Below are 26,528 nucleotides of genomic sequence, written 5' to 3'. Positions count from 1 at the left end.
CCAGAACTCGGGGGCTTCGCCCCCTGCCCCATCACCCCTGCGCCGCCCGCTCCAACCAGCGCGCCAGCAGCGGCGCGATCTGCTCGAGAGGCAGATACCCATTGGTCAGCAGCGCCAATTGTCCATCACGCTCGGCGAGCAGGGTCGGAAAACCGGCGATACCCAGGTCTTCGACCCAGGCGAAGTCGCGCCGAGTGGCGTCCAGCGCCTGGACGCTATCGAACGCCTCGGCGAACTCGATGCGCGGCACCCCGGCGGCCTCCGCCAGCTCCACCAGCAAGGGGGTGCGGGTCACATCCTGGCCTTCGACGTAGAACGCACGCTGGATCAGCTCGCTCAGCACCATGGCGCAGCCCGGGTCGAGCAGGCGCGCGGCGACCACGGCGCGGCAGGCCGGCTCGGTGTCGTAGACGAAGCCTTCGGGCAGCGCAGCGTCGAAGCGAAAGGCCTGGCCGGTGGTCTCGGCCACGCTTTGCCAGTGCTTGAGGATGTAGGCGCGCTTGGTCTCGTCCAGCGCTGCCCCGGCGCCGGTGCGCAGGCCGCCAAGCACCAGGTGGGTGGCCACCCCGGCCTGCGCCGCCTGGGCGATCAGGGCCTTGGCCACCGGGGCGAAGCCCCAGCACCACGAGCACATTGGGTCCATGACATAGACCAGGCGGCGATCACCCATCGGTTAACCCTCGGCAGCTTTGCGGTAGTTGTGGCCGATAGGATGCGGCTGATTGCGCGCCTTGGCCAGTTCGATCTGCTTCTGGCGGTCGGTCGCGCTCTTGCGGGTCTTGTCGCTCAGGCTGTCCCAGCAATGCGGGCAGCTGATGCCGGGCGAGTAATGCGCCGACTGCCGATCCTCGACGCTGATGGGGGTGCGGCAGGCGTGGCACTGGTCATAGTCGCCTTCGGTGAGGTCGTGGCGCACGGTGACCCGGTTGTCGAAGACGAAGCAGTCGCCTTGCCAGCGGCTCTGCGGCTCGGGCACCTCTTCGAGATATTTGAGAATGCCGCCCTTGAGGTGGTACACCTCGTCAAAGCCCTCGCCGAGCATGTAGCTGGAGGCCTTTTCGCAGCGGATGCCACCGGTGCAGAACATCGCCACCTTCTTGTGCACCGCCGGGTCGAAATGGCGCTTGATGTATTCGGGGAATTCGCGGAACGAGGTAGTCTGCGGGTCGATGGCGCCCTTGAAGGTGCCGATGGCCACTTCGTAGTCGTTGCGCGTGTCGATCAGCAGCACCTCGGGGTCATCGATCAAGGCGTTCCAGTCGGCGGGTTCCACATAGGTGCCAACCTGCCGGTTGGGGTCCACGCCGGGCACGCCCAGGGTGACGATTTCCTTCTTCAGCTTGACCTTGGTGCGATAGAACGGCTGCTCCTGGCAGTAGGATTCCTTGTGATCGATGTCGAGCATGCGCGGGTCGTTGCGCAGCCAGGCCAGCAGCCCGTCGATGCCGGCGCGGGTGCCGGAGACGGTGCCGTTGATGCCTTCTTCGGCGATCAGCAGTGTGCCTTTGATGTCGTTGTCGAGCATGGCCTGCTGCAACGGCTCGCGCAGGTCGTGGTAGTCGGGCAGGGAGACGAATTTGTACAACGCCGCGACGACGATGGGGTGGGTCATGACAAACAAACCTTATCCGGGGGGTCACCCTCGCAAAGGGGAACCGGGCTGAAAACAGACGCGCCGGCAGGGAGCCCCTGCCGGCGCGCGTGCATTCTAGCAAACCCTTGCGGCCATTTGTCAGTGACGCTGATCGCCACCGGCACAGGTCGGCGAGGCCGGCGCAGCGCCGGTGGCCTGCCACTCCTCGGGGGTGTAGGTGTGCAGCGCCAGGGCATGGAACTGCCCCATCAGCTCACCCAGCAAGGCGTAGACCTTCTGGTGGCGTTTGACGCTGCCGAGGCCGGCGAACTGCTCGCTGACCACCACGGCCTTGTAGTGGGTCTGCTCGCCGCGGCTGTGCATGTGGCTTTCATCAAGCACCTGCAAATGCTGCGGCTGCAGCAGGCCCAGGGCGGACTCGATACGCTGCTGCATGGACATCGCTTACGGCTTCTTCGCGGGAGCGGCAGGGGCCGCCTTGCTGTCGGCCGGGGCCAACTCGTTGGTCATGTCGGCCAGCAGCTTGTTGACCACAGGCACCGCGCTTTCCAGCTTCTGCTGGGTCATCTGGGCAGACAGCTGGGTCACGGTCGGCATTTTTTCCTGGACTTTCTTGCCCAGCGGCGACTGGTAGAACTTGACCAGGTCCTTGAGATCCTGCTCGGTGAAGTTGTCGGTGTAGATCTTGATCATGTCCGGCTTGATCTTCGGCCAGCCGATCGCCTGGTCCAGGGCAGCGTTGGCCTTGGCCTGATAGGTTTCCAGCAGAGCCTGCTTGGAAGCGGGCGCCTTGGTCTGCTCGAAGCGCTGGGCAAACATCTGCTGCACCTGCATGTACACCGGAGTACCCGCCTTGTCGGCGTGGGCCATCATCAGGAAGTTTTCAGCAGCGGCATTGTGGCTGGCAGTATCAGCAAGCACCTGGCTGCTGGCACATACCAGAACGGCCGCAGTACAGATGGCACGAAAACGGGTCATCGAGTTTCCTTCATTGTCAGGCGAGGTGGATCCCCCGGAATTGCCCATTCTGCGCCCAAGCGGGGGGATCGCTCAACCCCGAGCTGGCAGAGCGCCCAGCCAGCCGACGGAACCGCAGCGCCCCGGCGTACCCTAATGGGAAGTGCCTACACTGCTGATTCCAACTTTTAGGGAGCAACTTGATGAGCCGGATCGAAACAGACAGCCTGGGACCCGTCGACGTGCCCGAAGAAGCCTATTGGGGCGCGCAGACCCAGCGTTCGCTGGTCAATTTCGCCATCGGCGACCAGCGTATGCCCCTGGCCGTATTGCATGCCCTGGCTCTGATCAAGAAGGCAGCAGCGCGGGTCAACGATCGCAACGGCGACCTGCCGGCAGACATCGCCCGGCTCATCGAGCAGTCGGCCGACGAAGTGCTCGCCGGCACTCACGACGACCAGTTTCCGCTGGTGGTCTGGCAGACCGGCAGCGGCACCCAGAGCAACATGAACGTCAACGAGGTGATCGCCGGGCGCGCCAACGAGCTGGCCGGCAAAGGCCGTGGCGGCAAGCTGCCGGTGCACCCCAACGACCACGTCAACCGCTCGCAGAGCTCCAACGACTGCTTCCCCACCGCCATGCACGTCGCTGCCGTGCAGGCGGTGACCTACCAGCTGCTGCCGGCGATCGCCGAGCTGTCCGCCGGCCTGGCCGAGCAATCGGCGCGCCATCAGCACCTGGTCAAGACCGGTCGCACGCACATGATGGACGCCACGCCCATCACCTTTGGCCAGGAGCTCTCGGCCTACGTGGCCCAGCTCGACTACGCCCAGCGCGCCATCCGCGCGACCCTGCCGGCTGTTTGCGAGCTGGCCCAGGGTGGCACAGCCGTGGGCACCGGCCTGAACGCTCCGCACGGCTTCTCCGAAGCGGTAGCCGCCGAGCTGGCGGCGCTGTCGGGCCTGCCTTTCGTCACCGCGCCGAACAAGTTCGCTGCGCTGGCCGGGCATGAGCCGCTGACCGCGCTGTCCGGCGCCTTGAAAACCTTGGCGGTGGCGCTGATGAAGATCGCCAACGACCTGCGCCTGCTCGGCTCCGGGCCGCGCGCGGGCCTGGCCGAGGTCAAGCTGCCCGCCAACGAGCCGGGCAGCTCGATCATGCCCGGCAAGGTCAACCCGACGCAATGCGAGGCCTTGTCAATGCTGGCCTGCCAGGTACTGGGCAACGACGTCACCATCGGCTTTGCTGCGAGCCAGGGGCACCTGCAACTCAACGTCTACAAGCCGGTGATCATCCATAACCTGTTGCAGTCCATCCGCCTGCTGGCCGACGGTTGCAGCAACTTCCAGCAGCACTGCGTGGCAGGTCTGGAACCTGACGCCGAGCAGATGGCCGCCCACCTTGAACGCGGTCTGATGCTGGTCACCGCGCTGAACCCCCACATCGGCTATGACAAGGCCGCCGAAATCGCCAAGAAAGCCTATGCCGAGGGCCTGACGCTGCGCGAATCGGCACTGCAGCTGGGTTATCTGACCGACGCGCAGTTCGACGAATGGGTGCGCCCGGAGAACATGCTGGAATCGGGCAGGCACGGCTGAGGGCTATAAGACATGCCCCGGCGCGTCAATTGATGGCACACTACCGCCGGTCTGGAGCCACGGCCCAGGCTGGCGGTACCGGCTAAACTTTGATCGCCAAAACTTGAACGGCCCCTCAGGGCATTCATTGAGGAGACCCCAGACTATGTATGGCAAACGTGCGCAAGATCCTGTCCCGTCTACCCATTTCCGGGCCAACCGGTTCAGCCTGATCAACGGCGCCTACTATTTCAGTACCCGCGAGAACACCCTCGAGGGCCCCTTTGCCAGCCGTGCGGAAGCTGAGCGTGGCAGCATGGAATACGTCGAAAAGCTGTCCGAGCATCTGCGTCAGCGTCAGCATTGATTTGCGGGGGGCGGCCGGCAGCGCCCGTCCGCCCCCTATTTGCCAGCATCCTGTGGGTGCGCGCCTCGCCGCTACCTACCTGTGCTTGTCACTGCGGCGAAACGCTTCTTCCAATGCATCCCCCAAAGTCTTGAGCACCTTGATCCGCGCATAGCGCTTGTCGTTCGCCTCGACCAGGGTCCAGGGCGCCACTTCAGTGCTGGTGCGGTCGACCATATCGTTCACTGCGTCGCGGTACAGGTCCCACTTGTCGCGATTGCGCCAGTCGTCGTCGGTGATCTTGTAGCGCTTGAATGGGATCTTCTCCCGCGCCTTGAACCGTTCCAGCTGAGTCTGCTTGTCGATCGACAGCCAGAACTTCACCACGATGACGCCGGCGCGCTGCAACTGCTCCTCGAAGTCGTTGATCTCGCCATAGGCGCGCATCCAGTCGGCCTGGCTGGCAAAGCCCTCCACCCGTTCCACCAGCACCCGCCCGTACCAGGAGCGGTCAAATACGGTGAATTGCCCGCGCGCCGGGATCTGCCGCCAGAACCGCCAGAGATAAGGCTGGGCCAACTCGTCCTGGGTCGGCGCGGCGATCGGCACAATGTGGTACTGACGCGGGTCCAGCGCCGCCGCCACGCGCTTGATCGCGCCGCCCTTGCCTGCCGCATCGTTGCCTTCGAAGGCGGCGACCAGGGCATGGCGGCGCATGCGCTTGTCGCGCATCAACCGTGAAAACCGCGCCTGCTCGGCCGCCAACTGTTGCTCGTAGTCGTCCTTTTCCAATGATTTGCTCAGGTCCAGGCTGCCGAGCAGACTGCGCTGGTCGATACTCTCACCCAGCGGCGCCATGGCTTGATGCACCGGCACCACCGGCTTCTTCAAGGCGGCCTGCAGGCCTTCGAGCAGAATGTTGCCGACGGCCAGGCTGCGGTAATGCGGGTCGACGCCTTCGATTACGTGCCAGGGTGCGTAGTCGCGGCTGGTGCGGCGCAACACCCGCTCGCCGAAGCGCACGAAACGCTTGTAGGTCTTGGACTGCTGCCAGTCCAGCGGGCTGATGCGCCAGCTGTGCAATGGATCGTCCTTGAGCGCTTCCAGGCGTTTTTTCATCTGCTTGCGGGACAGGTGAAACCAGAACTTGAAAATCAGCGCGCCTTCGTCGCAGAGCATCTGTTCCAGGCGTTCGGCTTCATTGATGGCCTGATCCAGCACCTCGTCCTTGAAGCGACCGTGCACCCGGTCCTGGATCATCTGGCTGTACCAGTTGCCGAAGAAAACCCCCATGCGGCCCTTGGCCGGCAGCTGGCGCCAGTAGCGCCAGGCGGGGGGCCGGGCCAGCTCCTCGTCAGTCTGCTCGTCGAAAGTGCGCACCTCGATCAGACGCGGGTCCATCCATTCGTTGAGCAGCTTGACGGTCTCGCCCTTGCCAGCGCCTTCGATGCCGTTGATCAGGATGATGACCGGGAACCGCGCCTGTTGCTGCAGTTCGTACTGCGCCTCCAGCAAGGCCTCGCGCAAAGCCGGGAGCTGGGAGTGGTAGCTGTCCTTGTCGACGGCGTGACCGATTTCGGCGGATTCGAACATAGGGCGGGATCCTCAGGCGATGAGAGAGCGTGACGCCTTCTAACCGACCGACGGCAGCCCGGTTAGTTCTCGAATGTCGCCTTGCCTAGTGGCCCGCAGCGCGCCTAGAACCGACCGTTCTTGGCTCGGCTGCGGGCCGCCGACTCGCTGGCACGGGGCGACTTCTCCGGGTAGCCCAGGATGGTCGCCCCGCTCGCCCGGCCGGCGGCGCTGCCGTTGCCGCGGGCGTAGTCGATGAAATCCTGGATGTTGTCGCTGCACAGCTTGTCGCCAGCGGCGATGATCTGCTCGTCGGACCAGCTCCACCAGGCAATGGCCAGCAGCTCCTCGCGAATGGCCTCGGGGAAGCGGTAGCCGATGATGCCGGCCGGGTTGCCGCCGACGATGGCGTAGGGCGGCACATCACGAAACACGTGGGCGTTGGCCGCCACGACGGCGCCATCGCCGACCGTCACCCCGGAAAGGATGGTGCAGCCGTCGCACAGCCACACGTCGTTGCCGATCACCACGTCGCCACGGGTGTAGTCGTACCGCCCGGTGTGGGCGATCTGCGGCAGGTAATAGGACAGCGGATAAGTGGTGACCCAGTCGGTGCGGTGGTGGCCGCCGAGCAGAATCTGCACGCGCCCGCCAATGGAGCAGAAGGCGCCGATCTTCAGGGTGGCGCCTTGCTTGTGGTCATGCACCACCGGTAGGCCATAGCTGCCGCGACCGTATTGATATTCGGGATACTGCAGGGCGAACCGCGCCGCACCCCGCTCGATGCGTGGCAGTTTTTGTATCAACTTGTGGGCGCGGCGGCTGCGAGCCTGCTCGCTGAAGAAACGGCGATGTACCAGGCCGATGACCAGGCCGCCGGCCAGGCAAAGGGCCAAAGGGTCAAACATGGGCGCTCTCGAAACCTGCTTTCGGATGGACAGCGATATAGATTGCTTACAATCTTACGCGATACTTCTGTTATGCCAGCACCAATTTCGTAACATTTTCGATGCATTTGCTGTGTTCGCGCAAGCGCCAGATCGCCCCGCGAGCCGTCTGCCATCAGGATCCGCTAGAATGCCTGCCCAGCCCGCGACGCCAGCTCGAGACATCAGCGCCCCATGAATCAACCGCCCCTTCACGCCCAGCTCGACTGGGACGAACAGGGTCGCCCACGCTCACGCGTGTTCGACGACGTGTACTTCGCCCTGGACGGCAGCCTCGCCGAAACCCGGCACGTGTTCATCGAACAGAACCGCCTGGTGTCGCGTTTCGCCGAACTGGCCGCAAACCAGACCTTGGTCATCGGCGAGACCGGCTTTGGCACGGGGCTGAATTTTCTCTGCGCCTGGCAGCTGTTCGAGGCTCACGCGCCAGCAGCGGCGCGGCTGCACTTCATCAGCGTGGAAAAATACCCGCTCAGCCGCGAAGATTTGACCCGGGCGCTGGCGCTGTTCCCACAACTGGCGTCCCAGGCCGAGCGCCTGCTGCAACAGTATGTGGCCATTCACCAGGGCTTCCAGCGCCTCACGCTGGCCGCCGGGCGCGTCAGCCTCACCCTGCTGATCGGCGATGTGCTGGAACAGTTGCCACAGCTCGACGGTCAGGTCGACGCCTGGTTCCTCGACGGCTTTGCCCCGGCCAAGAACCCGCAGATGTGGACCCCCGAGCTGTTCGCCGAACTGGCCCGGCTGTCGGCGCCCGGCGCGACCCTGGGCACCTTCACCAGCACCGGCTGGGTGCGTCGCAGCCTGTCGGCGGCGGGGTTCAAGATGAAGCGAGTGCCCGGCATCGGCCATAAATGGGAGGTCCTGCGCGGGGAATTCCTGGGCGTGCCCACCGACGCCCCCGGCGCAAAACCGACACCTCCCTGGTTCGCCCGGCCGCCCGCGCCCTGCGGCGAACGTCACGCGCTGGTGGTCGGCGCCGGCCTGGCCGGTTGCGCCACAGCCGCCAGCCTGGCTGCCCGCGGCTGGCGGGTGAGCCTCCTGGAGCGCCACGGCGAACTGGCCGAAGAGGCCTCGGGCAACCCCCAAGGGGTGCTCTACCTCAAGCTTTCGGCCCACGGCACGACCCTATCGCGGTTGATCCTCAGCGGCTTCGGCCATACTCGCCGGCTGCTCGAGGAGCTGCCCCGGGGCAGCGCCTGGGACGCCTGCGGGGTGTTGCAGCTGGCCTTCGACGACAAGGAACAGGCGCGCCAGCGCAAGCTGGCCGATGCCTTCCCCGGCAACCTGCTGCGGCCTGTCGACCGCGCCGAGGCCCAGACCCTGGCCGGTGTCGGCCTGGCCCAAGGCGGGCTGTTCTACCCCGAGGGCGGCTGGGTGCACCCCAAGGCGCTATGCCAGCAACTGGCGGCGCACCCGCTGATCACCCTGCTGCCCCATCGCCACCTCTTGCGACTGCGCCGCGAGGGCGACCAGTGGCAGGCCTGGGATGAACAGCAACTGCTGGCCAGTGCCGCCACCGTGGTGCTGTGCGGCGCCGCCGACGTCACCCGCCTGCCGGTGACCGCGCAGCTGCCGCTCAAACGCATTCGCGGGCAGATCACCTGCTTGGCGCAGACTGCCGCCAGCAGCGCCCTGCGCACGGTGGTGTGCGCCGAAGGCTATGTGGCGCCGGCCCGCAACGGCGAGCACACACTGGGCGCCAGCTTCGATTTTCACAGCACCGACCTGACCCCGACCGCCGCCGAGCAGGCCAGCAACCTGGCGCTGCTGGCGGAGATCTCGACCGACCTGTGCCAGCGCCTGGACCTGGACCCGGATCCGGATCCGGATCCGGACCGCCAGGCCGAGCTGCCAGGGCGCGCCGCGTTTCGCTGCACCAGCCCGGACTACCTGCCCATCGTCGGCCCGCTGGCCGACGCCGAGGCCTTCGCCACACGCTATGCCGCCCTGGCCAAGGACGCCCGGCAGATGCCTGCGGCGCCCTGCCCCTGGCTCGACGGCCTCTACGTGAACAGCGGCCACGGCTCGCGGGGCCTCATCACCACACCGCTGGCCGGCGAACTGATTGCCGCCTGGCTCGACCACGAACCCTTGCCGGTGCCCCTCGAGGTTGCCCTGGCCTGCCATCCCAACCGCTTCGCGCTGCGCCGGCTGATTCGCCAGCAGTGATCCGTCCACCGCCAAAAGGCTGCCCGATGCTGTTGATCGAGAATCTGCACAAGCACTACGCAACGCCCCAAGGGCCGTTGAACATCCTCCAGGGCGTGGACCTGAGCCTGGAAGCCGGCGCCAGCCTGGCGCTGATGGGCGAATCGGGCAGCGGCAAAAGCACCCTGCTGCATCTGGTGGCCGGGCTCGACCGCTTCGACAGCGGCAGCCTGCAGGTGGCCGGCCGCCGGCTCGAGCAGTTGGGCGAGGCACAATTGGCCGACTGGCGACGCCGCGAGGTCGGCCTGATCTTCCAGCAGTTTCATCTGGTGGGCAGCCTCACCGTGGCCGACAACCTGGCCTTCCAGGCGCGCCTGGCGCAGCGTTTCGATGCTGCGTGGCAGGCGCAGCTGGTCGAGCGCCTGGGCCTCGGCGAGCTGCTGCAGCGCTATCCCGAACAGCTCTCGGGCGGGCAGCAGCAACGGGTCGCCCTGGGCCGCGCCCTGGCCGCCAAGCCACGCCTGCTGCTGGCCGATGAACCCACCGGCAACCTGGACGAAGGCAGCAGCGCCACGGTGCTCAGGTTACTCCTGGAGCTGCAGCGCGACAGCGCCAGCACCCTGCTGATGGTCACCCACAGCCCCCTGGTGGCCAGCCAGCTGCAGCGCACCGTGCGCCTGCATGCCGGGCGCATCGTCCAGTGAGCGTACTCTACTGGAGCCTGCGCGCGCTGCTCAGCCACTGGCGCAAGCACCCGGTGCAGTTCATCAGCGTGTTCACCGGCCTGTGGCTGGCCACGGCGCTGTTCATCGGCGTGCTGGCGCTCAACGGCCAGGCGCGGCAAAGCTACGCCCAGGCCAGCCAGTTGATCGGCGGCCAGCCACTGCCTACCTTGGTGGCCCGCGTGGGCGGGCGGCTGAGCCAGGACACCTTCGTGCAACTGCGGCGCCTCGGCTGGCCTGTATCACCGGCCCTGCAAGGCCGCATGCAACTGGCCGGGGCCGACCCGCAGCGCTCGCTGGACGTGCTCGGCATCGAGCCGCTGACCCTGCCGGCCAACGCGTCCCTGGCCGGCAGCGTGCCCGACCTCGACGAGCTGACCGCCTTCATCGGCACGCCAGGGCGCACCTGGATCGCGGCGCAGACCCTGCGCGAATGGGGCTGGCATCCCGGCGAGCAACCGTTGAGCCGTGATGGTCAGCCCCTGCCGCCGCTACAACCGCGCGACGGCATGGCACCGGGCCTGCTGCTGATGGACATCGGCGCGGCGCAGCGCCTGCTGCAAGCCCCGCAACTGATCTCGCGGCTGACCTTGCCGGCTGGCTATCACGCCGAGCTGCCCGCAGCGCTGGCCAGCCAACTGCAGTGGCAGGCCCAGGGCGAAAATGCCGACATGGCGCGCCTGACCGAAAGCTTCCACCTGAACCTGGCGGCCCTCGGCATGCTGGCCTTCGTCGTCGGCCTGTTCATCGTCCACGCCGCCATCGGCCTGGCCCTGGAACAACGCCGGCCGCTGCTGCGCACACTGCGCGCCTGCGGGGTCAGTGCGCGCGGGCTGGTCGGCGTGCTGACCTTCGAGCTGCTGGCGCTGGCCCTGCTGGGCGGTGTCGCAGGAGTCGCCAGCGGCTACCTGCTGGCCAGCTGGTTGTTGCCCGACGTCGCCGCCAGCCTGCGCGGCCTGTATGGCGCCCAGGTCGCCGGGGCGTTGACCCTGAGCCGTGGCTGGTGGCTCAGCGGCCTGGGCCTGAGCCTGCTCGGCGCGCTGCTGGCCGGGGCCAGCAGCCTGTGGCGCGCCGCGCGCCTGCCGGTGCTGGCGCTGGCCGACAACGAAGCCTGGCATGGAGCCCATCGGGCCTTCCTGCGGCGTCAGGCAATGGTGGCGCTGCTGGCATTGTTTACAGCGGCCGGCGCCGGGCTGTGCGGTGACAGCCTGGCCAGCGGCTTCGTCCTGCTCGGCAGCCTGCTGCTGGCGGCCGCCGCCGGGCTGCCGGTGCTGCTGGGGCTGCTGTTGCAGGCGCTGGGCAAGCTGCGCTTGGGCCCATTGGCGCAATGGTTCATCGCCGACAGCCGTCAGCAGTTGCCGGGCATCAGCCTGGCGCTGATGGCGCTGCTGCTGGCTCTGGCCACCAATATTGGTGCCGGCAGCATGATCGAGGGCTTTCGCCAGACCTTCGGCCATTGGCTGGAACAGCGTCTGACCGCCGAGCTGTACCTGCGCCCGGTCGACAGCGCCCAGAGCGCGGCGCTGCAGAGCTGGTTGCAGCAGCAGCCCGGGGTGCAGCGCGTGCTGCCCGCCCTGGAGCGCGACAGCCGGGTTCAGGGTTGGCCGGCCGACATCGCCGGAGTGCTCGACGACCCCACGTATCGCGAGCATTGGCCGCTGCTGCAAGCGTTGGACAGTCAGCCCTGGGACCGCCTGTTCGACGGCGACAGCCTGATGCTCAGCGAGCAACTGGCCCGTCATCTGCACCTCAAGCTGGGCGACCGCCTCAGCCTGCCCAGCGAGCGAGGCCCCTGGCAGCCGCAGGTGATCGCTATCTACGCCGATTATGGCAACCCGCGCGGGCACGTGCTGGTGGCCGCAGCGGCCATGCAGCGCCACTGGCCGACCCTCGCCGTCAGCCGGCTGGCGGTGCGCATGGCTGCCACCGACGTGCCCGGGTTGCGCCAGCGTCTGCTCGGCCAATTCAGCCTCGACGAAGGCCGCATCGTCGATCAGAGCCAGCTGAAACAATGGGCCGGCCAGGTATTCGAGCGCACCTTCGCCGCCACCGGCGCCCTCGACAGCCTGACCCTGGGTGTGGCCGGCGTGGCCTTGTTCATCAGCCTGCTGACCCAGAGCCAGGGACGCCTGGGCCAACTGGCGCCGCTCTGGGCCATGGGCGTGCGACGGCGCCATCTGCTGTGGATCAACCTGGGCCAGACCTGGCTGCTGGCGCTGCTGACCCTGGCCTTGTCGGTGCCCCTGGGCATACTGCTGGCCTGGTGCCTGGTGGCGGTGATCAACGTCCAGGCGTTCGGCTGGCGCCTGCCGCTGCAGGTCTTCCCGGCGCAACTGCTGCAGCTGCTCGGGCTGGCCGCGCTGGCCACCGCTCTGGCGTCGGCCTGGCCGCTGTGGCGCCTGCTGCGCAGCCGGCCCGCCGACTTGTTGAGGGTCTTGATCGATGAGAAATAAGCTGACCGCAATGGCCATGGCCGTAGCCCTGCTATTGAGCGCCTGCGACCCGGCGCCGGCGCCGTCCAAAGGGGCCACCAGCGGGTTTGCCGGGCTGGGCGGCGCGCAACAGGCGTTCGCCAGCGTCAGCCCAGGCGCCGCACTGGTGTTCCCGCGTGACCACTACGCCCACCCCGACTACCGCATCGAATGGTGGTACGTCACCGCCAACCTGCACGACGCCCAGGGCAACCACTACGGCGTGCAGTGGACGCTGTTTCGCAGCGCCTTGGCGCCGGCCGCCGACGGCCCCGGCTGGAACAACGCCAACCTCTGGCTCGGCCACGCCGGCTTGACCACCGCCACCCAGCAATACGCCGCCCAGCGCCTGGGCCGTGGCGGCGTCGGCCAGGCCGGCGTGGCCGGCGAGCCCTGGCACGCCTGGATCGACGACTGGACCCTGGCCAGCACCGCCCGCGCGGGCGATCCGCTGCAGCAACTGCGAGTGCAGGCCCGTGACGCGCATTTTGCCTACGACCTGCAGCTGCACAGCGAACGTCCACTGGTACTGCAGGGCGAGCAAGGCTACAGCCGCAAGTCCGATCAGGGCCAAGCTTCGTGGTACTACAGTCAGCCGTTCCTGCAAGCCCGCGGCCAATTGACCATTGACGGCCGCACTCTGGACGTCGAAGGCAGCGCCTGGCTGGACCGCGAGTGGAGCAGCCAGTACATGGCCGCCAACCAGCAGGGCTGGGACTGGTTCTCGCTGCACCTGCAAGGTGGCCGGCAGCTGATGCTGTTTCGCCTGCGCCACGCCGATGGCCGCCCCTACCTGAGCGGCAACTGGATCGAGGCCGACGGCCGCACCCAGGCCTTGCAGGCCGGCGATATCGAACTGCAGCCGCTGATGTTCAGCAACATCGATGGCCATCAGGTGCCCACTGCCTGGTCGGTGAAAATCCCTGGCAAAGGCCTCGACATCCGCACCCAGCCCCTCAACGAGCGCGCCTGGATGGGCCTGGCGACGCCTTACTGGGAGGGCCCGATCCGCTTCGTCGGCAGTCAGGAGGGTGAGGGCTATCTGGAGATGACCGGGTACTGAGGGAGGGCCGATTCCTATCTGCAGTGGCGCAGCCGCTAAATCCAGCCCGAACGCACCGCGATCGCCACCGCTTCGGTCTTGTTCGCTGCCGCCAGTTTGGCCACAGCGTTGGCGACGTGAAAGTTGACGGTCCGTTCGGACAGGTAAAGCACCTGCCCTACCTGCGCAGCCGTCTTGCCACTGGCTGTCAGGCTCAACACTTGACGTTCACGCTCCGATAGCACGCACGGAATCAATGTGCCCTCTGGCGCTTCTTGCGATGCATCGCACAGTCCCTTTCCCGTCATGCGAGCGAATTCCCATGGGTTTTCATAATGGGCAATATCAAACCCTAACTCACCTTAGCTAAACCCCTGCGGCGTCGGGTAACTGAATATTTCCCCGGCACTGCACGATGAAAAAAAATTTTCAGTCGCCGACCGCACCGGGCAGCTCGGGTTGAACGATACGCTCGTCAAGGTACTCGAAATACCCAGACCACTCGCAGCGGCGCACTCTGATCAAGCATTCGCGCCCGAAGGGACCGGTGAAAGTCAGAGCCCTCCATCCGGTCCGCAACAGGCAACAAAGAACGGATTGACCCAACCATGTGTGGATTAGCAGGAGAACTACGTTTCGACAACCGCCCGGCCGACCTTGGCGCGGTAGAACGGATCACCCACGACCTGGCCCCACGCGGCCCGGACGCCTGGGGTTTCCATAGCCTGGGGCCGATTGCCCTGGGCCACCGGCGCCTGAAGATCATGGACCTGTCCGACGGCTCGGCGCAGCCCATGATCGACGCCCAGCTGGGCCTGTCCCTGGCGTTCAACGGCGCCATCTACAACTTCCCCGAACTGCGCGCCGAACTCGAAGCGCTGGGTTACAGCTTTTATTCGGGTGGCGACACCGAAGTGCTCCTCAAGGGTTATCACGCCTGGGGCGAAGCACTGCTGCCCAAGCTCAACGGCATGTTCGCCTTTGCCATCTGGGAGCGCGACAGCCAGCGTCTGTTCATCGCCCGCGATCGCCTGGGCGTCAAACCGCTGTACCTGTCGCGCAACGCCAGCCGCCTGCGCTTCGCCTCGTCGTTGCCGGCGCTGCTCAAGGGCGGCGACATCGACCCGGTGCTCGACCCGATCGCGCTCAACCACTACCTGAACTTCCACGCCGTGGTGCCGGCCCCGCGCACGTTGCTGGCCAACATCGAAAAGCTGCCGCCGGCCAGCTGGATGCGCATCGACGCCAACGGCCACACCGAGCAGAAAACCTGGTGGACCCTGCCCTACGGGCCGAACGCCGATGAGGCCAACCTGACGCTCGAAGACTGGGTCGACCGCGTGCTGCAAAGCACCCGCGATGCGGTCTCGATCCGCCAGCGCGCAGCCGTGGACGTCGGCGTGCTGCTATCGGGCGGCGTCGATTCGAGCATGCTCGTGGGCCTGCTGCGCGAGACCGGGGTAGAGAACCTGTCGACCTTCTCCATTGGCTTCCAGGACGCCGGCGGGGAACGGGGCGACGAGTTCCAGTATTCCGATCTGATCGCCAAACATTACGGCACGCGGCACCACCAGCTGCGCATCGATGAGCGCGAAATCATCGAGCAACTGCCAGCGGCCTTCCGCGCCATGAGCGAGCCGATGGTCAGCCACGACTGTATCGCCTTCTATCTGCTGTCACGCGAAGTGGCCAAGCACTGCAAGGTGGTGCAGAGCGGCCAGGGCGCCGACGAACTGTTCGCCGGCTACCACTGGTACCCGCAGGTGGACGGCGCCAGCGATCCCTATGCGGCCTATCGCTCGGCGTTCTTCGACCGCAGCTACGACGACTACGCCGCCACCGTGCAACCGCGCTGGCTGACCCAGCATGATGCGGCCGGCGATTTCGTTCGCGAGCATTTCGCCATGCCAGGCGCCGATGCTGCCGTGGACAAGGCGCTGCGCCTGGACAGCACGGTGATGCTGGTCGACGACCCGGTCAAACGAGTCGACAACATGACCATGGCCTGGGGCCTGGAAGCGCGTACGCCGTTCCTCGACTACCGCCTGGTGGAATTGTCGGCACGAGTGCCGGGCAAGTTCAAGCTGCCCGACGGCGGCAAGCAGGTGCTCAAGGAAGCGGCGCGGCGGGTCATCCCCAGCGAGGTCATCGACCGCAAGAAGGGCTACTTCCCGGTCCCCGGCCTCAAGCACCTGCAGGGCGACACCCTTGACTGGGTGCGTGACCTGCTGCTGGACCCCAGCCAGGACCGCGGCCTGTTCAACCCGATCATGCTCGACCGCCTGCTGACCGATCCGCAGGGGCAATTGACCCCGCTGCGCGGCTCCAAGCTATGGCAACTGGCAGCGCTGAACCTGTGGCTCAGCGAACAAGGAATCTGACCGATGAAAGCCAATGCTTCAGCCCTCAACCAGCGCCTGCTGCGCGGCCAGACGCCCTCCTACGAACGCCTGCAGGCGCGCCTGGCCGAGGATGGCAGCGCGCTGGAACAACGGCCGCGCCTGCTGCATTGCGGCTGGGGCCGGCTGCTGATCGGCCATACCTATCCGACCCCGGAGAGCCTGGCCGCCGAGTTGCTCCAGGAGCAGCCCGGCGAGCGCGACATCGCCCTGTACGTGGCTGCGCCGCAACAAGTGCTGGCGCAGTCGCCACAGCAGTTGTTTCTCGACCCCTCCGACACCCTGCGGCTGTGGTTCAGCGACTATCGCCCGGCGCAGCGCGTGTTTCGCGGCTTTCGCATCCGCCGCGCGCAGAACGAGGCCGATTGGGAAGCAATCAACCAGCTCTACCTCAAGCGCCGCATGCTGCCTATCGACCCCAGCCTGCTGACCCCGCGCCACCAGGGCGGCCCGGTGTACTGGCTGGCCGAGGATGAAGACAGCGGGCAGGTGATTGGCAGCGTGATGGGCCTCAACCACCGCAAGGCGTTCGACGACCCGGAACACGGCAGTAGTCTCTGGTGCCTGGCGGTCGACCCCCGCTGTACTCGACCCGGCGTCGGCGAAGTGCTGGTGCGTCACCTGGTTGAGCATTTCATGAGCCGCGGCCTGGCCTACCTCGACCTGTCGGTGCTGCATGACAACCGCCTGGCCAAGAACCTCTACGCCAAGCTCGGCTTTCGCAACCTGCCGACCTTTGCCATCAAGCGCAAGAACGGCATCAACCAGCCATTGTTCCTCGGCCCCGGGCCGGAAGCGGATCTCAATCCCTATGCCCGTATCATCGTCGACGAAGCCTACCGCCGCGGCATCGACGTGCAGGTCGACGACGCCGAGGCCGGCCTGTTCACCCTCAGCCACGGCGGGCGCAAGGTGCGTTGCCGCGAGTCGCTGAGCGACCTGACCAGCGCCGTGGCCATGACCCTGTGCCAGGACAAGAGCCTGACCCACAAGGTGCTCAAGGCCGCCGGCTTGCAGCTGCCTGCCCAGCAACTGGCCGGCAGCGCCGATGACAACGAAGCGTTCCTCGAAGAACACGGGCGTATCGTGGTCAAACCGTTGGATGGTGAACAGGGCCACGGCGTGGCCGTCGACCTCGGCACCCTGGACGAAGTGCAGGCCGCCATCGAGCAGGCCTTGCTCTTCGACAGCCGGGTGCTGCTGGAAAGCTTTCACGAAGGCGCCGACTTGCGCATCGTGGTGATCGGCTTCGAGGTGGTGGCGGCGGCCATCCGCCGCCCGGCGCAGATCGTCGGCGACGGCCACAACAGCGTCAGCGCGCTGATCGAGGTGCAAAGCAAGCGGCGCCAGGCGGCCACCGGGGGCGAGAGCCGGATTCCGATGGATCACGAAACCCTGCGCACTTTGCAGGCTGCCGGGGTCGACTACGACACCGTCCTGCCGGCGGGCCAGACCCTGGCCGTGCGCAAGACCGCCAACCTGCACACTGGCGGTCACCTGGAAGACGTCACCGACATCCTTCACCCGACCTTGGCCGAGGCGGCGGTGCGCGCCGCCCGCGCGCTGGACATCCCCATGGTCGGCCTTGATCTGCTGGTGCCGGCAGCAGACCAGCCGGAGTACGTGTTCATCGAAGCCAACGAGCGCGCCGGCCTGGCCAACCATGAGCCGCGCCCGACCGCGCAGCGCTTCATCGACCTGCTGTTCCCGCACAGCCAGGCCTTTGCCAACGGCAAGGCGCCCCGCTGACCTTGCGCCAGGCCACCGCCATGGGTGGCCTGGCCTCTTCTTTATCCAATCAGGAGTTTCCATGACTCGCAAAATTCCCGAACCGGATATGCAGTACCTGCAGAAAGTCCTCCTGGAAATGCTCGCCATTCCCAGCCCCACGGGTTTTACCGACACCATCGTGCGCTACGTCGCCGAGCGCCTTGAAGAAATCGGCATCCCCTTCGAGCTGACCCGGCGCGGCACCATTCGCGCCACCCTCAAGGGCCAGAAGGCCTCGCCAGACCGCGCCGTGTCGGCGCACCTGGACACTATCGGCGCCAGCGTGCGCGCGGTGCAGGACAACGGCCGGCTGACCCTGGCGCCGGTCGGCTGCTGGTCGAGCCGCTTTGCCGAGGGCAGCCGGGTCAGCGTGTTCACCGACAATGGGGTGATCCGTGGCAGTGTGCTGCCGCTCATGGCCTCCGGGCACGCCTTCAATACGGCCATCGACCAGCTGCCGGTGAGCTGGGACCACGTCGAGCTGCGCCTGGACGCCTATTGCGCGACCCGTGCCGACTGCGAATCGCTTGGCGTGAACATCGGTGACTACGTGGCCTTCGACCCCCTGCCTGAATTCACCGACAGCGGCCACATCAGTGCCCGCCACCTGGACGACAAGGCTGGCGTCGCGGCGCTGCTGGCGTCACTCAAGGCCATCGTCGAAAGCGGTGTGGAGCCGCTGATCGATTGCCATCCGCTGTTCACCATCACCGAGGAAACCGGGTCCGGCGCGGCAGCAGCCCTGCCCTTCGACGTCAGCGAGTTCGTCGGCATCGACATTGCGCCGGTCGCCCCCGGCCAGCATTCGAGCGAGCACGCCGTGAGCGTGGCCATGCTCGACTCCGGCGGGCCCTATGACTATCACTTGTCGCGACACTTGCTGCGCCTTGGCGAGGAAAATGAGCTGCCGGTGCGGCGCGACCTGTTTCGCTACTATTTCAGCGACGCCCATTCGGCGATCACCGCCGGGCACGACATCCGTATCGCCCTGCTGGCGTTCGGTTGCGATGCGACCCACGGCTACGAGCGCACCCACATCGACAGCCTGAGCGCCCTGAGCCGCATACTGGTGGCCTACATCCTCAGCCCGCCGGTCTTCGCCAGCGACGCCAAACCGACCAACAGTTCGCTCGAGCGCTTCAGCCATCAGATCGAGCACGATGCACAGATGGAGAGCGACACCCGGGTGCCGCCGGTGGACACCCTGGTCGGGCACAAATAAACGCTTGTTGAAACCGCCCGGCGGCCTTGCGGGGCCGCCGGGCCGCTGTGGCGATATCGCGGCTTGTATACAAGCCTTGAATTCAGAAGTGCTACCATCGCGCCCCCAGCGCCGAGACCCAGCATGCTTATCCCCCAAGACCAGCTACATCCCGAGACCCTGACCGGCCTGATCGAAGACTTCGTGACCCGCGACGGTACCGACAACGGTGATGAAACACCGCTCGAAACCCGGGTTCAGCGCGTACGCCAGGCCTTGAACAAGGGCCAGGCGTTCATCGTCTTCGATCCAGAAAGCCAGCAATGCACGCTCATGCTCAAGCACGACATCCCACCTGAGCTTTTTGATTGAGCAATTCGCGCTTGGCCTGAATGCGCTCCATCACTTCACTGCGGTGCACCTCGATATGCGCCGGCGCGCGGATGCCCAGGCGCACGCTGCCGCCGCGCACCTCCAGGACCTTGATCCAGATATCATCGCCAATGCAGATGAGTTCTCCAACTTCTCGGGTCAGTACCAACATGTCTGTAACTCCAAGCCATAAGGTGTGAAGTCACAGCCTGCGCGGCGCTGTTGCCCCGGCACAATACAGGGGCGCAAAAAGCGAGATGGACTACAACCCCTGGCACCTCTTCCTACAGAAATTTCCCACAAAGCCCTGGCCACTGGGACGCTTCTGCACCTTGTCGAACCGGTTTGAACGCTTTTGCACTGCGGTCCGGCTCAGGCGCTGTGCAACTTCGGCCCCCACAGGATGATGCTCGCCCCGACCAAGCAGAACAGTGCGCCCAGCCAATCGGAAGCGCCAGGGCGAACCCGCTCGACCAGGCCCAGCCAAGCCAGCGAGGTGAGGATGTAGATGCCGCCGTACGCGGCGTAGGCCCGGCCGGCGTAGGCCGCCTCGACACGGGTCAGCAACATCCCGAACAGGCTCAGGCTGAGCAGCGCCGGCAACAGCCAGAGCACGCTTTTGCCCAGCCGCAGCCAGAGATAGAAGGCGTAGCAACCGGCGATCTCGAAGACCGCCGCGAGCAGGAACCACAGGTAATTGAGCATGCCGGCCTCCACAGGAACAAAGCCTGAGGATACGGGATCAATGCCCGGTCTGTCGGGCCTTGGCGCGCATCTTCGCTGCCATCCCGGCCATTTCGTCGTACAGCGCCTGGGGGTGCTGCTGCTTGAGCTGCCAGGCCTGACGCCCCTGCTCGTGGGGCAGGATCATGAACTCGCCAGCGCCGACCTGAGTGTAAATGTAGCCGGCGATGTCGTCGGCGCTGATCGGTGAACTCTCCAGCAGTTTGCCCACCTGGGCCTTCATCGCCGGCGTCGGGCCGCGGAACGAGTCCAGCAGGTTGGTCTGGAAGAACGAAGGACACACCACGTGCACCGTCACACCGGACCCGGCCAGCTCCACCAGCAGGCTCTCGGACAAGGCCACGACCCCGGCCTTGGCCACGTTGTAGTTGCTCATGCCCGGGCCCTGCATCAACGCGGCCATGGAAGCGATGTTGATCAGCCGCCCGCCCCCTTGCTGCAGCAGCGGCAGAAAAGCCTTGCAGCCTTTGACCACGCCCATCAGGTTGATCGCGATCTGCCAGTCCCAATCTTCCAGCGACAACTCCTCGAAAAAGCCGCCCGAGGCCACGCCGGCGTTGTTGACCACTATATCGATGCCGCCCAGGCGCTCTTCGCAGGCCTGGGCCAGGGCGGTCAGCTGGCTGTAGTCACGCACGTCGCAGCGTTGGCTGAATCCGTCGCCGCCGGCCTCGCGTACCAGGCGCAAGGTTTCGGCCAGGCCCTCCTCGGCAATGTCGGACAACGCCAGGCGCCAGCCTTCGCGGGCCCAGCGCAAGGCCAGGGCGCGGCCCAGGCCTGAGCCTGCGCCAGTGATCATCATGCGATTGTGCATAGCAACATCCTTCTTTGGAATGCTCGCAGTCTAGCCAGCCAGGGCCTGGCGAAAAGCTTCATAACCTCGCTGAATGGCCCAGGCATACCCCGCCCTCAGCCACCGCCCGTGCTCAAGCCGAGCCGAGAGCACAAACAAGCGACGCTCATCACAGGCGCGCAACAAAGTTTGCGATCAACGGAATCTTTCCAGCCCCGGCACAGTCGGAGTTGGTAAGCGGTCAAGACTTTCCTGACTGGCCAACAACTTCAAAAGTGCAAATAAGGAAATCGCCATGGGCACCATACTTATCATTGTTCTGATCCTGCTGCTGGTCGGCGGCCTGCCAGTGTTCCCGCACTCCAGAAGCTGGGGCTACGGGCCATCGGGCATCATCGGTACAGTCTTGATCATTCTGCTGATCCTGGTACTGCTCGGGAAGATATAACCCGATGCTGTAGCGGCTATCGCAGTAACGACAAACCCCGCCTAGGCGGGGTTTGTCGTTACTGCGGTTTCATTTCATTTAGTGTGCCACGGCGCCACTCGCGCCCAACCCGGTCTGCGAGCGCACGAACTGGGGGAAGAACAGCGCCCGCTCGTTGTCCGCAGCCGTCGACTTGTCGGTGATCGAGAAGAACCAGATGCCGACGAAGGCAATGATCATGGAGAACAGCGCCGGGTATTCATACGGGAAGATCGCCTTCTCGTGATGCAGGATAGTGACCCAGATGGTCGGGCCGAGGATCATCAGCCCGACTGCACTGACCAGCCCCAGCCAGCCGCCGATCATCGCGCCGCGGGTGGTAAGTTTCTGCCAGTACATCGAGAGCAGCAGCACCGGGAAGTTGCAGCTGGCCGCGATGGAGAACGCCAGGCCCACCATGAAGGCGATGTTCTGGTTCTCGAACAGGATGCCCAGGCCGATCGCCAGCACGCCAAGGGCGATGGTGGTGATCTTCGACACGCGGATTTCGTCGCGCTCGTTGGCCTTGCCCTTCTTGATCACGCTGGCGTACAGGTCATGGGACACCGCCGAGGCGCCGGCCAGGGTCAGCCCGGCGACCACCGCGAGGATGGTGGCGAAGGCCACGGCCGAAATGAAGCCCAGGAAGATGCTGCCGCCCACTGCGTTGGCCAGGTGCACCGCCGCCATGTTGTTGCCGCCCAGCAAGGCGCCGGCCGCGTCCTTGAACGCCGGGTTGGTGCTGACCAGCAGGATGGCGCCAAAGCCGATGATGAAGGTCAGAATGTAGAAGTAGCCGATGAAGCCGGTGGCGTACAGGACCGACTTGCGGGCTTCCTTGGCGTCGCCAACGGTGAAGAAGCGCATCAGGATGTGCGGCAAGCCGGCGGTGCCGAACATCAGCGCCAGGCCCAGGGAGAACGCCGACACCGGATCCTTCACCAGGCCGCCAGGGCTCATGATGGCCTCGCCCTTGGGGTGGACCTTGATGGCTTCGGAGAACAGCATGTTGAAGTCGAAATTGACGTGCTTCATTACCATGATGGCCATGAAGGTGGCACCGGACAGCAGCATCACCGCCTTGATGATCTGCACCCAGGTGGTCGCCAGCATGCCGCCGAACAGCACGTACAGGCACATCAGGATGCCGACCAGGATCACCGCCACGTAGTAGTCCAGGCCGAACAGCAGCTGGATCAACTTGCCGGCACCGACCATCTGCGCAATCAGGTAGAAGGCCACCACCACCAGCGAGCCGCAGGCCGACAAGGTGCGGATTTCCTTCTGTTTGAGGCGGTAGGACGCCACGTCGGCGAAGGTGTACTTGCCCAGGTTGCGCAGGCGCTCGGCGATCAGGAACAGGATGATCGGCCAGCCCACCAGAAAACCGATGGAGTAGATCAGGCCGTCATAGCCGGAGGCGTACACCAGCGCCGAGATGCCCAGGAAGGACGCCGCCGACATGTAGTCGCCGGCGATCGCCAGGCCGTTCTGAAAGCCGGTGATGCGCCCGCCTGCCGCGTAGTAGTCGGAGGCCGACTTGTTGCGCTTGGACGCCCAATAGGTGATGCACAAGGTAAAGGCCACGAACACCACGAACATGACGATGGCCGAGACGTTCAGGGGTTGCTTCTGCACCGCGCCGGTCAGCGCGTCGGCAGCCATGGCGGTGGGGGCCAGGGCGGTGAGTGCGAGAGTACCGAGCAGAGGCCGGATCATTGGTGCGCCTCCTTGAGGATCAGCGCATTGAGGTCGTCGAACTCGCCATTGGCCCGGCGCACATAGATGGCCGTCAGGACGAAGGCGGACACGATCAGACCGACCCCGATCGGAATGCCCCAGGTGATGGACGAGCCGGGGCTCAACTTGGCGCCCAGAATATGCGGGCCATAGGCGATCAGGAAGATGAAGGCGGCATAGAGCCCGAGCATGATCGCCGAAAGAATCCAGGCGAACCGCTCCCTTTTTGCAACCAGCTCCTTGAAACGGGGGCTGTTTTGAATCGAGAGGTAAATGCTGTCGTTCATTGTTTTTGTCCTCGCAGCACAGATTGGGTGGAACAGTTCCACTTTAGGCTGCTGTAGAACAGGCTCCAGACGACCTTAGTCTTAGATGCGCGGGTAGAACAATGAATCGATGCCGCAATGGCTGCCGGCTCTGCTTTGTAGGACCGAGCTTGCTCGGGAATGGGATTGCCCCTACTTCCCGAGCAAGCGGTCCTGCAGGCTACTGCTTACTTGCCTGTCCACTCCTTGACGCGGTCCGGGTGTTTGGCCACCCAGTCCTTGGCCGCCGCTTCAGGCTTGGCGCCGTCCTGAATGGCCAGCATCACTTCGCCGATCTCGTCCTTCGACGCCCACTGGAACTTCTTCAGGAAGGCCACGACTTCCGGGGCTTTCTTTTCCAGGTCCAGGCTGCCGACGCTGTCGACGGTTTCCGCAGCGCCGTACACGCCTTTAGGATCTTCGAGGAACTTGAGCTTCCACTTGGCGAACATCCAATGCGGCACCCAACCGGTCACGGCAATGGACTTGTGTTCTTTTTCGGCACGGGTCAGTTCGGCGATCATCGCCGCGCCCGAGCTGGCCTGCAGCTTGTAGTCAAGGCCGTAGTCCTTGATGGCCTGATCGGTCTTGAGCATCACGCCGGAACCGGCGTCGATACCGACGATCTTCTTGCCAAAGGTGTCGTCGGTCTTGAGGTCGTCGATGGAGTTGGCCTTGACGTATTCCGGCACGATCAGGCCGATCTTGGCGTCCTTGAAGTTGGGACCGTAGTCGACCACCTTGTCCTTGTTCTTGGTCCAGTATTCGCCGTGAGTCACCGGCAGCCAGGCAGACAACATGGCGTCGAGTTTGCCGGTGGCTACGCCCTGCCACATGATGCCGGTGGCCACGGCCTGCAGCTTGACGTCATAGCCCAGCTTCTGCTGGATCACCTGCTGGGCCACGAAGCTGGTGGCCACACTGTCGGACCAGCCATCGACATAACCGATGCTGATGGATTTGTCGGCCGCGCCGGCCAAGGTAGAACTGATTGCCAGCACCAGAGCGGCGCCCGCCCCCAGAATTCGTCGCTTTGTCATCTTGAAACTTCCCCGGAAGATAAACAGAACGTGATCGACGGTTGGCGAGCACGGCTAACGTCTTGTCATGCAGCGTCCCGATCATCAACCCGCAGGGGGAAACAACCTGCTCTGCGAACGACATTGAAACAGCGAGAAACGACATCACCGCGCCATCAATTTCCCACCCTGCGCCCTGTGCACCAAGGTTGCTCGAACTTTGCATGGCCGTGCGCGACAGCGGGGCAAAACCTCGGCGAATACAGGTAATATGCGCGACTTTGCATTTGCCTCGGCGCCTTCATGTCTTCGATCGCTCGCTCCTCTCTGCTGCCCTATATCGTCGCCACCCTGCTCGCGCTGCTTGCCCTCGGCGGCGGCTGGTACTGGCTGGGCAAGCCGGTGCCCCTGGCGGACGCCGCCAACGCCGCGCACAAGCTGCAATGCGCGTCCTACACGCCGTTCGACAAGGACCAGTCGCCCTTCGACCAGCCCTTCAGCATCCGCCCGGAACGGGTCGACGCCGACCTGGAATTGCTGGCCACGCGTTTCAGCTGCATCCGCACCTACTCCATGACCGGCCTGCAGGACATTCCCGCCGTGGCCCGCAGGTACGGCCTCAAGGTGATGCTCGGCGCCTGGGTCAATGCCAACCCGGTGGACACCGCCAAGGAGGTCAACGCCCTGATCAGCTCGGCCAACGCCAACCGCGATGTGGTCAGCGCGGTAATCGTCGGCAACGAGACGCTGCTGCGCAAGGAGGTCACCGGCGCCCAGCTGGCCGGGCTGATCCGCCAGGTCAAGGCCCAGGTCCAGCAGCCGGTGACCTATGCCGACGTCTGGGAGTTCTGGGACCAGTACCCGGAGGTGGCGCCGGCCGTGGATTTCCTGACCATCCACCTGCTGCCCTACTGGGAAGACCAGCCGCTGGGCATCGATGACGCCCTGGCCCACGTCGCCGCCGTGCGCGAGGCCTTCGGCAGAAAGTACGCACCCAAGGACATCCTCATCGGTGAGACCGGCTGGCCGAGCGAGGGTCGCCAGCGCGAAACCGCCCTGCCCAGCCGCGTCAACCAGGCGCGCTTCATCCGCACCTTCGCCCACATGGCCGAAGAGCATGGCTGGCACTACAACCTGATCGAGGCGTTCGACCAGCCCTGGAAGCGCACCAACGAGGGCGCAGTGGGCGGCTACTGGGGACTGTTCGATGCCGATCGGCACGACAAGGGCACGCTGCAGGGGCCGGTGTCCAACCTGCCGTTCTGGCCGCAGTGGCTGGGCTTGAGCGGGCTGTTGATGCTGGTCGCCCTGAGCTTCGCCGGTGCGCCGGCTGACCGTCGCAGCGCCTGGCTGATGCCGCCGCTGGCAGCACTGGGCGCTGGGTGCATCGGCGTGTGGGGCGAGACCTCGCGGATCGACGTGCGCTTTTTCGGCGAATGGGTGTGGATGGCGCTGCTGACCGGGCTCAACCTGCTGCTGCTGAGCTATGCCCTGCTGGGCCTGGCGAGGCGCCGTGGCTGGCGCGAGCGCGCCTACCAATGGCTGCAGGCCCGTGCGGGCTGGTGGCTGTCGGCGGCCGGTTTCGCGGCGGCGGTGATGATGCTGGCGATGGTCTTCGACCCGCGCTATCGCAGCTTCGCCAGCGCCTCGCTGCTGTTGCCGGCGCTGGTGTTCGCGCTGCAGCCGGTGCGCGGGCCGCGCAACGAGCTGAGCTTGATGGCCCTGATCGTCGGCCTGGGCATCCCGCTGCAGCTCTGGCGCGAAGGCCTGGAAAACCAGCAGGCATGGGGCTGGGCGGCGGTCTGTGTGGTGATGGTGGTCGGCTTGTGGCGGTCCTTGCGCAGATCTTGATGGGCAAGGGCGCCAGCCAGGCTGACGAGCACGATCGTGGGAGGTGACAAAGCCCCCGGGAGGCCGTCAGGCCGGAGTGATGCTGTTTCAGCCCGCGCGCACCAGTCGCAACCCCGCCAGCACCACCACAAATACCGCCAGGCTGGCGGTATAGAGCACCAGTGCGACGATCCCCGGAATCAAGGCCAATGCGGCCAGCACCCGCCCCACTCGTCCGGGCCAGAAGAACCCGGCCACGGCCAGCGCGATACCGCCCCAGCCGATCACCCCGAAGTGAATCATCAGCCCCAGCCCCGAGCGCACCTGGCACTGCCACTGCGCAGCGTCCTCCAGGCAGGCGCCGACCCAGCGGGTGTTCTCCATCAGCCCGTAACGCACGCCATAGCTGGCGGCCAGCCAGGCGGCCAGCAGCAATAACGACAGCAGGGTCAGCGACATCCGCCGAGACATAAACACACTCCACAAGCGCAAGGCCGGCCAGCATAATCG

26 protein-coding genes are annotated in these 26,528 nt (G+C 65.5%); 12 read left to right on the top strand and 14 right to left on the bottom strand.

The window, feature by feature from the left end; translation table 11 throughout:
* Positions 1-31: 31 nt before the first annotated feature.
* The 4 genes from SFA35_RS07755 to SFA35_RS07740 all read right to left on the bottom strand — a co-directional run bounded on the left by SFA35_RS07755 (position 32) and on the right by SFA35_RS07740 (position 2,572).
* Positions 32-670 (bottom strand): DsbA family protein, encoded by a 639-nt coding sequence (locus SFA35_RS07755; protein WP_320576892.1) that lies wholly within the window; start codon positions 668-670, stop codon positions 32-34.
* 3 nt (positions 671-673) lie between these two features.
* Positions 674-1,612 carry a rhodanese-related sulfurtransferase gene (locus SFA35_RS07750; protein WP_320576890.1) on the bottom strand — a complete coding sequence of 313 codons (939 nt, stop codon included), beginning with the start codon at positions 1,610-1,612 and terminating at the stop codon, positions 674-676.
* Between the two features lie 120 nt (positions 1,613-1,732).
* On the bottom strand, positions 1,733-2,035 hold the full coding sequence (locus SFA35_RS07745; protein WP_320576888.1) for a BolA family protein: 303 nt from the start codon (positions 2,033-2,035) through the stop codon (positions 1,733-1,735).
* A gap of 3 nt (positions 2,036-2,038) precedes the next feature.
* Complete coding sequence (locus SFA35_RS07740) at positions 2,039-2,572, bottom strand: DUF2059 domain-containing protein (protein ID WP_320576885.1); 534 nt, start codon at positions 2,570-2,572, stop codon at positions 2,039-2,041.
* Between the two features lie 182 nt (positions 2,573-2,754).
* On the opposite strand from SFA35_RS07740, the gene SFA35_RS07735 reads away from it, so the two are divergent.
* Entirely contained in the window at positions 2,755-4,149 is a 1,395-nt protein-coding gene (locus tag SFA35_RS07735; RefSeq protein ID WP_320576881.1) for a class II fumarate hydratase, read from the top strand.
* 145 nt (positions 4,150-4,294) lie between these two features.
* On the top strand, positions 4,295-4,495 hold the full coding sequence (locus tag SFA35_RS07730) for a DUF6316 family protein (RefSeq protein WP_320576879.1): 201 nt from the start codon (positions 4,295-4,297) through the stop codon (positions 4,493-4,495).
* A gap of 75 nt (positions 4,496-4,570) precedes the next feature.
* Here the strand turns inward: SFA35_RS07730 and pap are convergent, their stop codons facing one another.
* Positions 4,571-6,067 (bottom strand): polyphosphate:AMP phosphotransferase, encoded by a 1,497-nt coding sequence (pap, locus tag SFA35_RS07725; protein WP_320576878.1) that lies wholly within the window; start codon positions 6,065-6,067, stop codon positions 4,571-4,573.
* A gap of 104 nt (positions 6,068-6,171) precedes the next feature.
* A complete protein-coding gene (locus SFA35_RS07720) occupies positions 6,172-6,954 on the bottom strand; it encodes a CatB-related O-acetyltransferase (protein WP_320576875.1) in 783 nt (260 codons plus the stop codon).
* A gap of 213 nt (positions 6,955-7,167) precedes the next feature.
* On the opposite strand from SFA35_RS07720, the gene mnmC reads away from it, so the two are divergent.
* From mnmC to SFA35_RS07700, 4 genes are read left to right on the top strand one after another with little or no spacing between them, the layout of a single operon-like run.
* Positions 7,168-9,165 (top strand): bifunctional tRNA (5-methylaminomethyl-2-thiouridine)(34)-methyltransferase MnmD/FAD-dependent 5-carboxymethylaminomethyl-2-thiouridine(34) oxidoreductase MnmC, encoded by a 1,998-nt coding sequence (mnmC, locus tag SFA35_RS07715; protein ID WP_320576872.1) that lies wholly within the window; start codon positions 7,168-7,170, stop codon positions 9,163-9,165.
* A gap of 26 nt (positions 9,166-9,191) precedes the next feature.
* Complete coding sequence (locus tag SFA35_RS07710) at positions 9,192-9,848, top strand: ABC transporter ATP-binding protein (protein ID WP_320576870.1); 657 nt, start codon at positions 9,192-9,194, stop codon at positions 9,846-9,848.
* Positions 9,845-12,319, top strand: a complete 2,475-nt coding sequence (locus SFA35_RS07705) for an ABC transporter permease (RefSeq protein ID WP_320576868.1) — start codon at positions 9,845-9,847, stop codon at positions 12,317-12,319. Before SFA35_RS07710 ends, SFA35_RS07705 begins: the two co-directional genes overlap by 4 nt.
* Entirely contained in the window at positions 12,309-13,400 is a 1,092-nt protein-coding gene (locus SFA35_RS07700; RefSeq protein WP_320576865.1) for a lipocalin-like domain-containing protein, read from the top strand. The genes SFA35_RS07705 and SFA35_RS07700 overlap by 11 nt, the downstream gene beginning before the upstream one ends.
* A 35-nt stretch (positions 13,401-13,435) precedes the next feature.
* On the opposite strand, the gene SFA35_RS07695 is transcribed toward SFA35_RS07700, so the two are convergent.
* Complete coding sequence (locus tag SFA35_RS07695; RefSeq protein ID WP_320576863.1) at positions 13,436-13,600, bottom strand: LuxR C-terminal-related transcriptional regulator; 165 nt, start codon at positions 13,598-13,600, stop codon at positions 13,436-13,438.
* Positions 13,601-13,987: 387 nt separating this feature from the next.
* On the opposite strand from SFA35_RS07695, the gene SFA35_RS07690 reads away from it, so the two are divergent.
* The 4 genes from SFA35_RS07690 to SFA35_RS07675 all read left to right on the top strand — a co-directional run bounded on the left by SFA35_RS07690 (position 13,988) and on the right by SFA35_RS07675 (position 19,121).
* Positions 13,988-15,760, top strand: coding sequence for an N-acetylglutaminylglutamine amidotransferase (locus SFA35_RS07690; protein WP_320576861.1), 1,773 nt, complete (start codon positions 13,988-13,990; stop codon positions 15,758-15,760).
* A 3-nt stretch (positions 15,761-15,763) separates the two neighbouring features.
* Positions 15,764-17,527 carry an N-acetylglutaminylglutamine synthetase gene (gene ngg / locus SFA35_RS07685; protein ID WP_320576859.1) on the top strand — a complete coding sequence of 588 codons (1,764 nt, stop codon included), beginning with the start codon at positions 15,764-15,766 and terminating at the stop codon, positions 17,525-17,527.
* 61 nt (positions 17,528-17,588) lie between these two features.
* Complete coding sequence (locus tag SFA35_RS07680) at positions 17,589-18,770, top strand: osmoprotectant NAGGN system M42 family peptidase (RefSeq protein WP_320576858.1); 1,182 nt, start codon at positions 17,589-17,591, stop codon at positions 18,768-18,770.
* A gap of 123 nt (positions 18,771-18,893) precedes the next feature.
* Positions 18,894-19,121: a YheU family protein gene (locus tag SFA35_RS07675; protein ID WP_320576856.1), complete on the top strand. Its 228-nt coding sequence runs from the start codon at positions 18,894-18,896 to the stop codon at positions 19,119-19,121.
* On the opposite strand, the gene csrA is transcribed toward SFA35_RS07675, so the two are convergent.
* The 3 genes from csrA to SFA35_RS07660 form a co-directional block, all read right to left on the bottom strand.
* Positions 19,087-19,293 carry a carbon storage regulator CsrA gene (gene csrA, locus SFA35_RS07670; RefSeq protein WP_320576853.1) on the bottom strand — a complete coding sequence of 69 codons (207 nt, stop codon included), beginning with the start codon at positions 19,291-19,293 and terminating at the stop codon, positions 19,087-19,089. The genes SFA35_RS07675 and csrA overlap by 35 nt on opposite strands.
* A gap of 200 nt (positions 19,294-19,493) precedes the next feature.
* Positions 19,494-19,826: a YnfA family protein gene (locus tag SFA35_RS07665; protein WP_320576850.1), complete on the bottom strand. Its 333-nt coding sequence runs from the start codon at positions 19,824-19,826 to the stop codon at positions 19,494-19,496.
* A gap of 37 nt (positions 19,827-19,863) precedes the next feature.
* Complete coding sequence (locus SFA35_RS07660) at positions 19,864-20,679, bottom strand: SDR family oxidoreductase (RefSeq protein WP_320576848.1); 816 nt, start codon at positions 20,677-20,679, stop codon at positions 19,864-19,866.
* Between the two features lie 268 nt (positions 20,680-20,947).
* On the opposite strand from SFA35_RS07660, the gene SFA35_RS07655 reads away from it, so the two are divergent.
* On the top strand, positions 20,948-21,106 hold the full coding sequence (locus SFA35_RS07655) for a DUF3309 family protein (protein WP_414058530.1): 159 nt from the start codon (positions 20,948-20,950) through the stop codon (positions 21,104-21,106).
* A gap of 78 nt (positions 21,107-21,184) precedes the next feature.
* Here SFA35_RS07655 and SFA35_RS07650 read toward each other — a convergent pair whose 3' ends face one another.
* The 3 genes from SFA35_RS07650 to SFA35_RS07640 all read right to left on the bottom strand — a co-directional run bounded on the left by SFA35_RS07650 (position 21,185) and on the right by SFA35_RS07640 (position 24,209).
* Positions 21,185-22,843, bottom strand: coding sequence for a cation acetate symporter (locus SFA35_RS07650; protein ID WP_320576844.1), 1,659 nt, complete (start codon positions 22,841-22,843; stop codon positions 21,185-21,187).
* On the bottom strand, positions 22,840-23,151 hold the full coding sequence (locus tag SFA35_RS07645) for a DUF485 domain-containing protein (protein ID WP_320578899.1): 312 nt from the start codon (positions 23,149-23,151) through the stop codon (positions 22,840-22,842). Before SFA35_RS07645 ends, SFA35_RS07650 begins: the two co-directional genes overlap by 4 nt.
* 206 nt (positions 23,152-23,357) lie before the next feature.
* On the bottom strand, positions 23,358-24,209 hold the full coding sequence (locus tag SFA35_RS07640) for a glycine betaine ABC transporter substrate-binding protein (protein WP_320576843.1): 852 nt from the start codon (positions 24,207-24,209) through the stop codon (positions 23,358-23,360).
* Between the two features lie 282 nt (positions 24,210-24,491).
* On the opposite strand from SFA35_RS07640, the gene SFA35_RS07635 reads away from it, so the two are divergent.
* Positions 24,492-26,039: a glycosyl hydrolase family 17 protein gene (locus tag SFA35_RS07635; protein WP_320576841.1), complete on the top strand. Its 1,548-nt coding sequence runs from the start codon at positions 24,492-24,494 to the stop codon at positions 26,037-26,039.
* Positions 26,040-26,126: 87 nt separating this feature from the next.
* Here the strand turns inward: SFA35_RS07635 and SFA35_RS07630 are convergent, their stop codons facing one another.
* On the bottom strand, positions 26,127-26,489 hold the full coding sequence (locus tag SFA35_RS07630; protein ID WP_320576839.1) for a hypothetical protein: 363 nt from the start codon (positions 26,487-26,489) through the stop codon (positions 26,127-26,129).
* Positions 26,490-26,528 lie beyond the last annotated feature (39 nt).

Origin of the sequence: Pseudomonas sp. HR96 (assembly GCF_034059295.1) — a bacterium.
In the GTDB taxonomy this organism is placed as follows: domain Bacteria; phylum Pseudomonadota; class Gammaproteobacteria; order Pseudomonadales; family Pseudomonadaceae; genus Aquipseudomonas.
The sequence above is the reverse complement of the archived record's forward strand: the minus strand, read 5'-3'. Positions and strand labels throughout refer to the sequence as shown.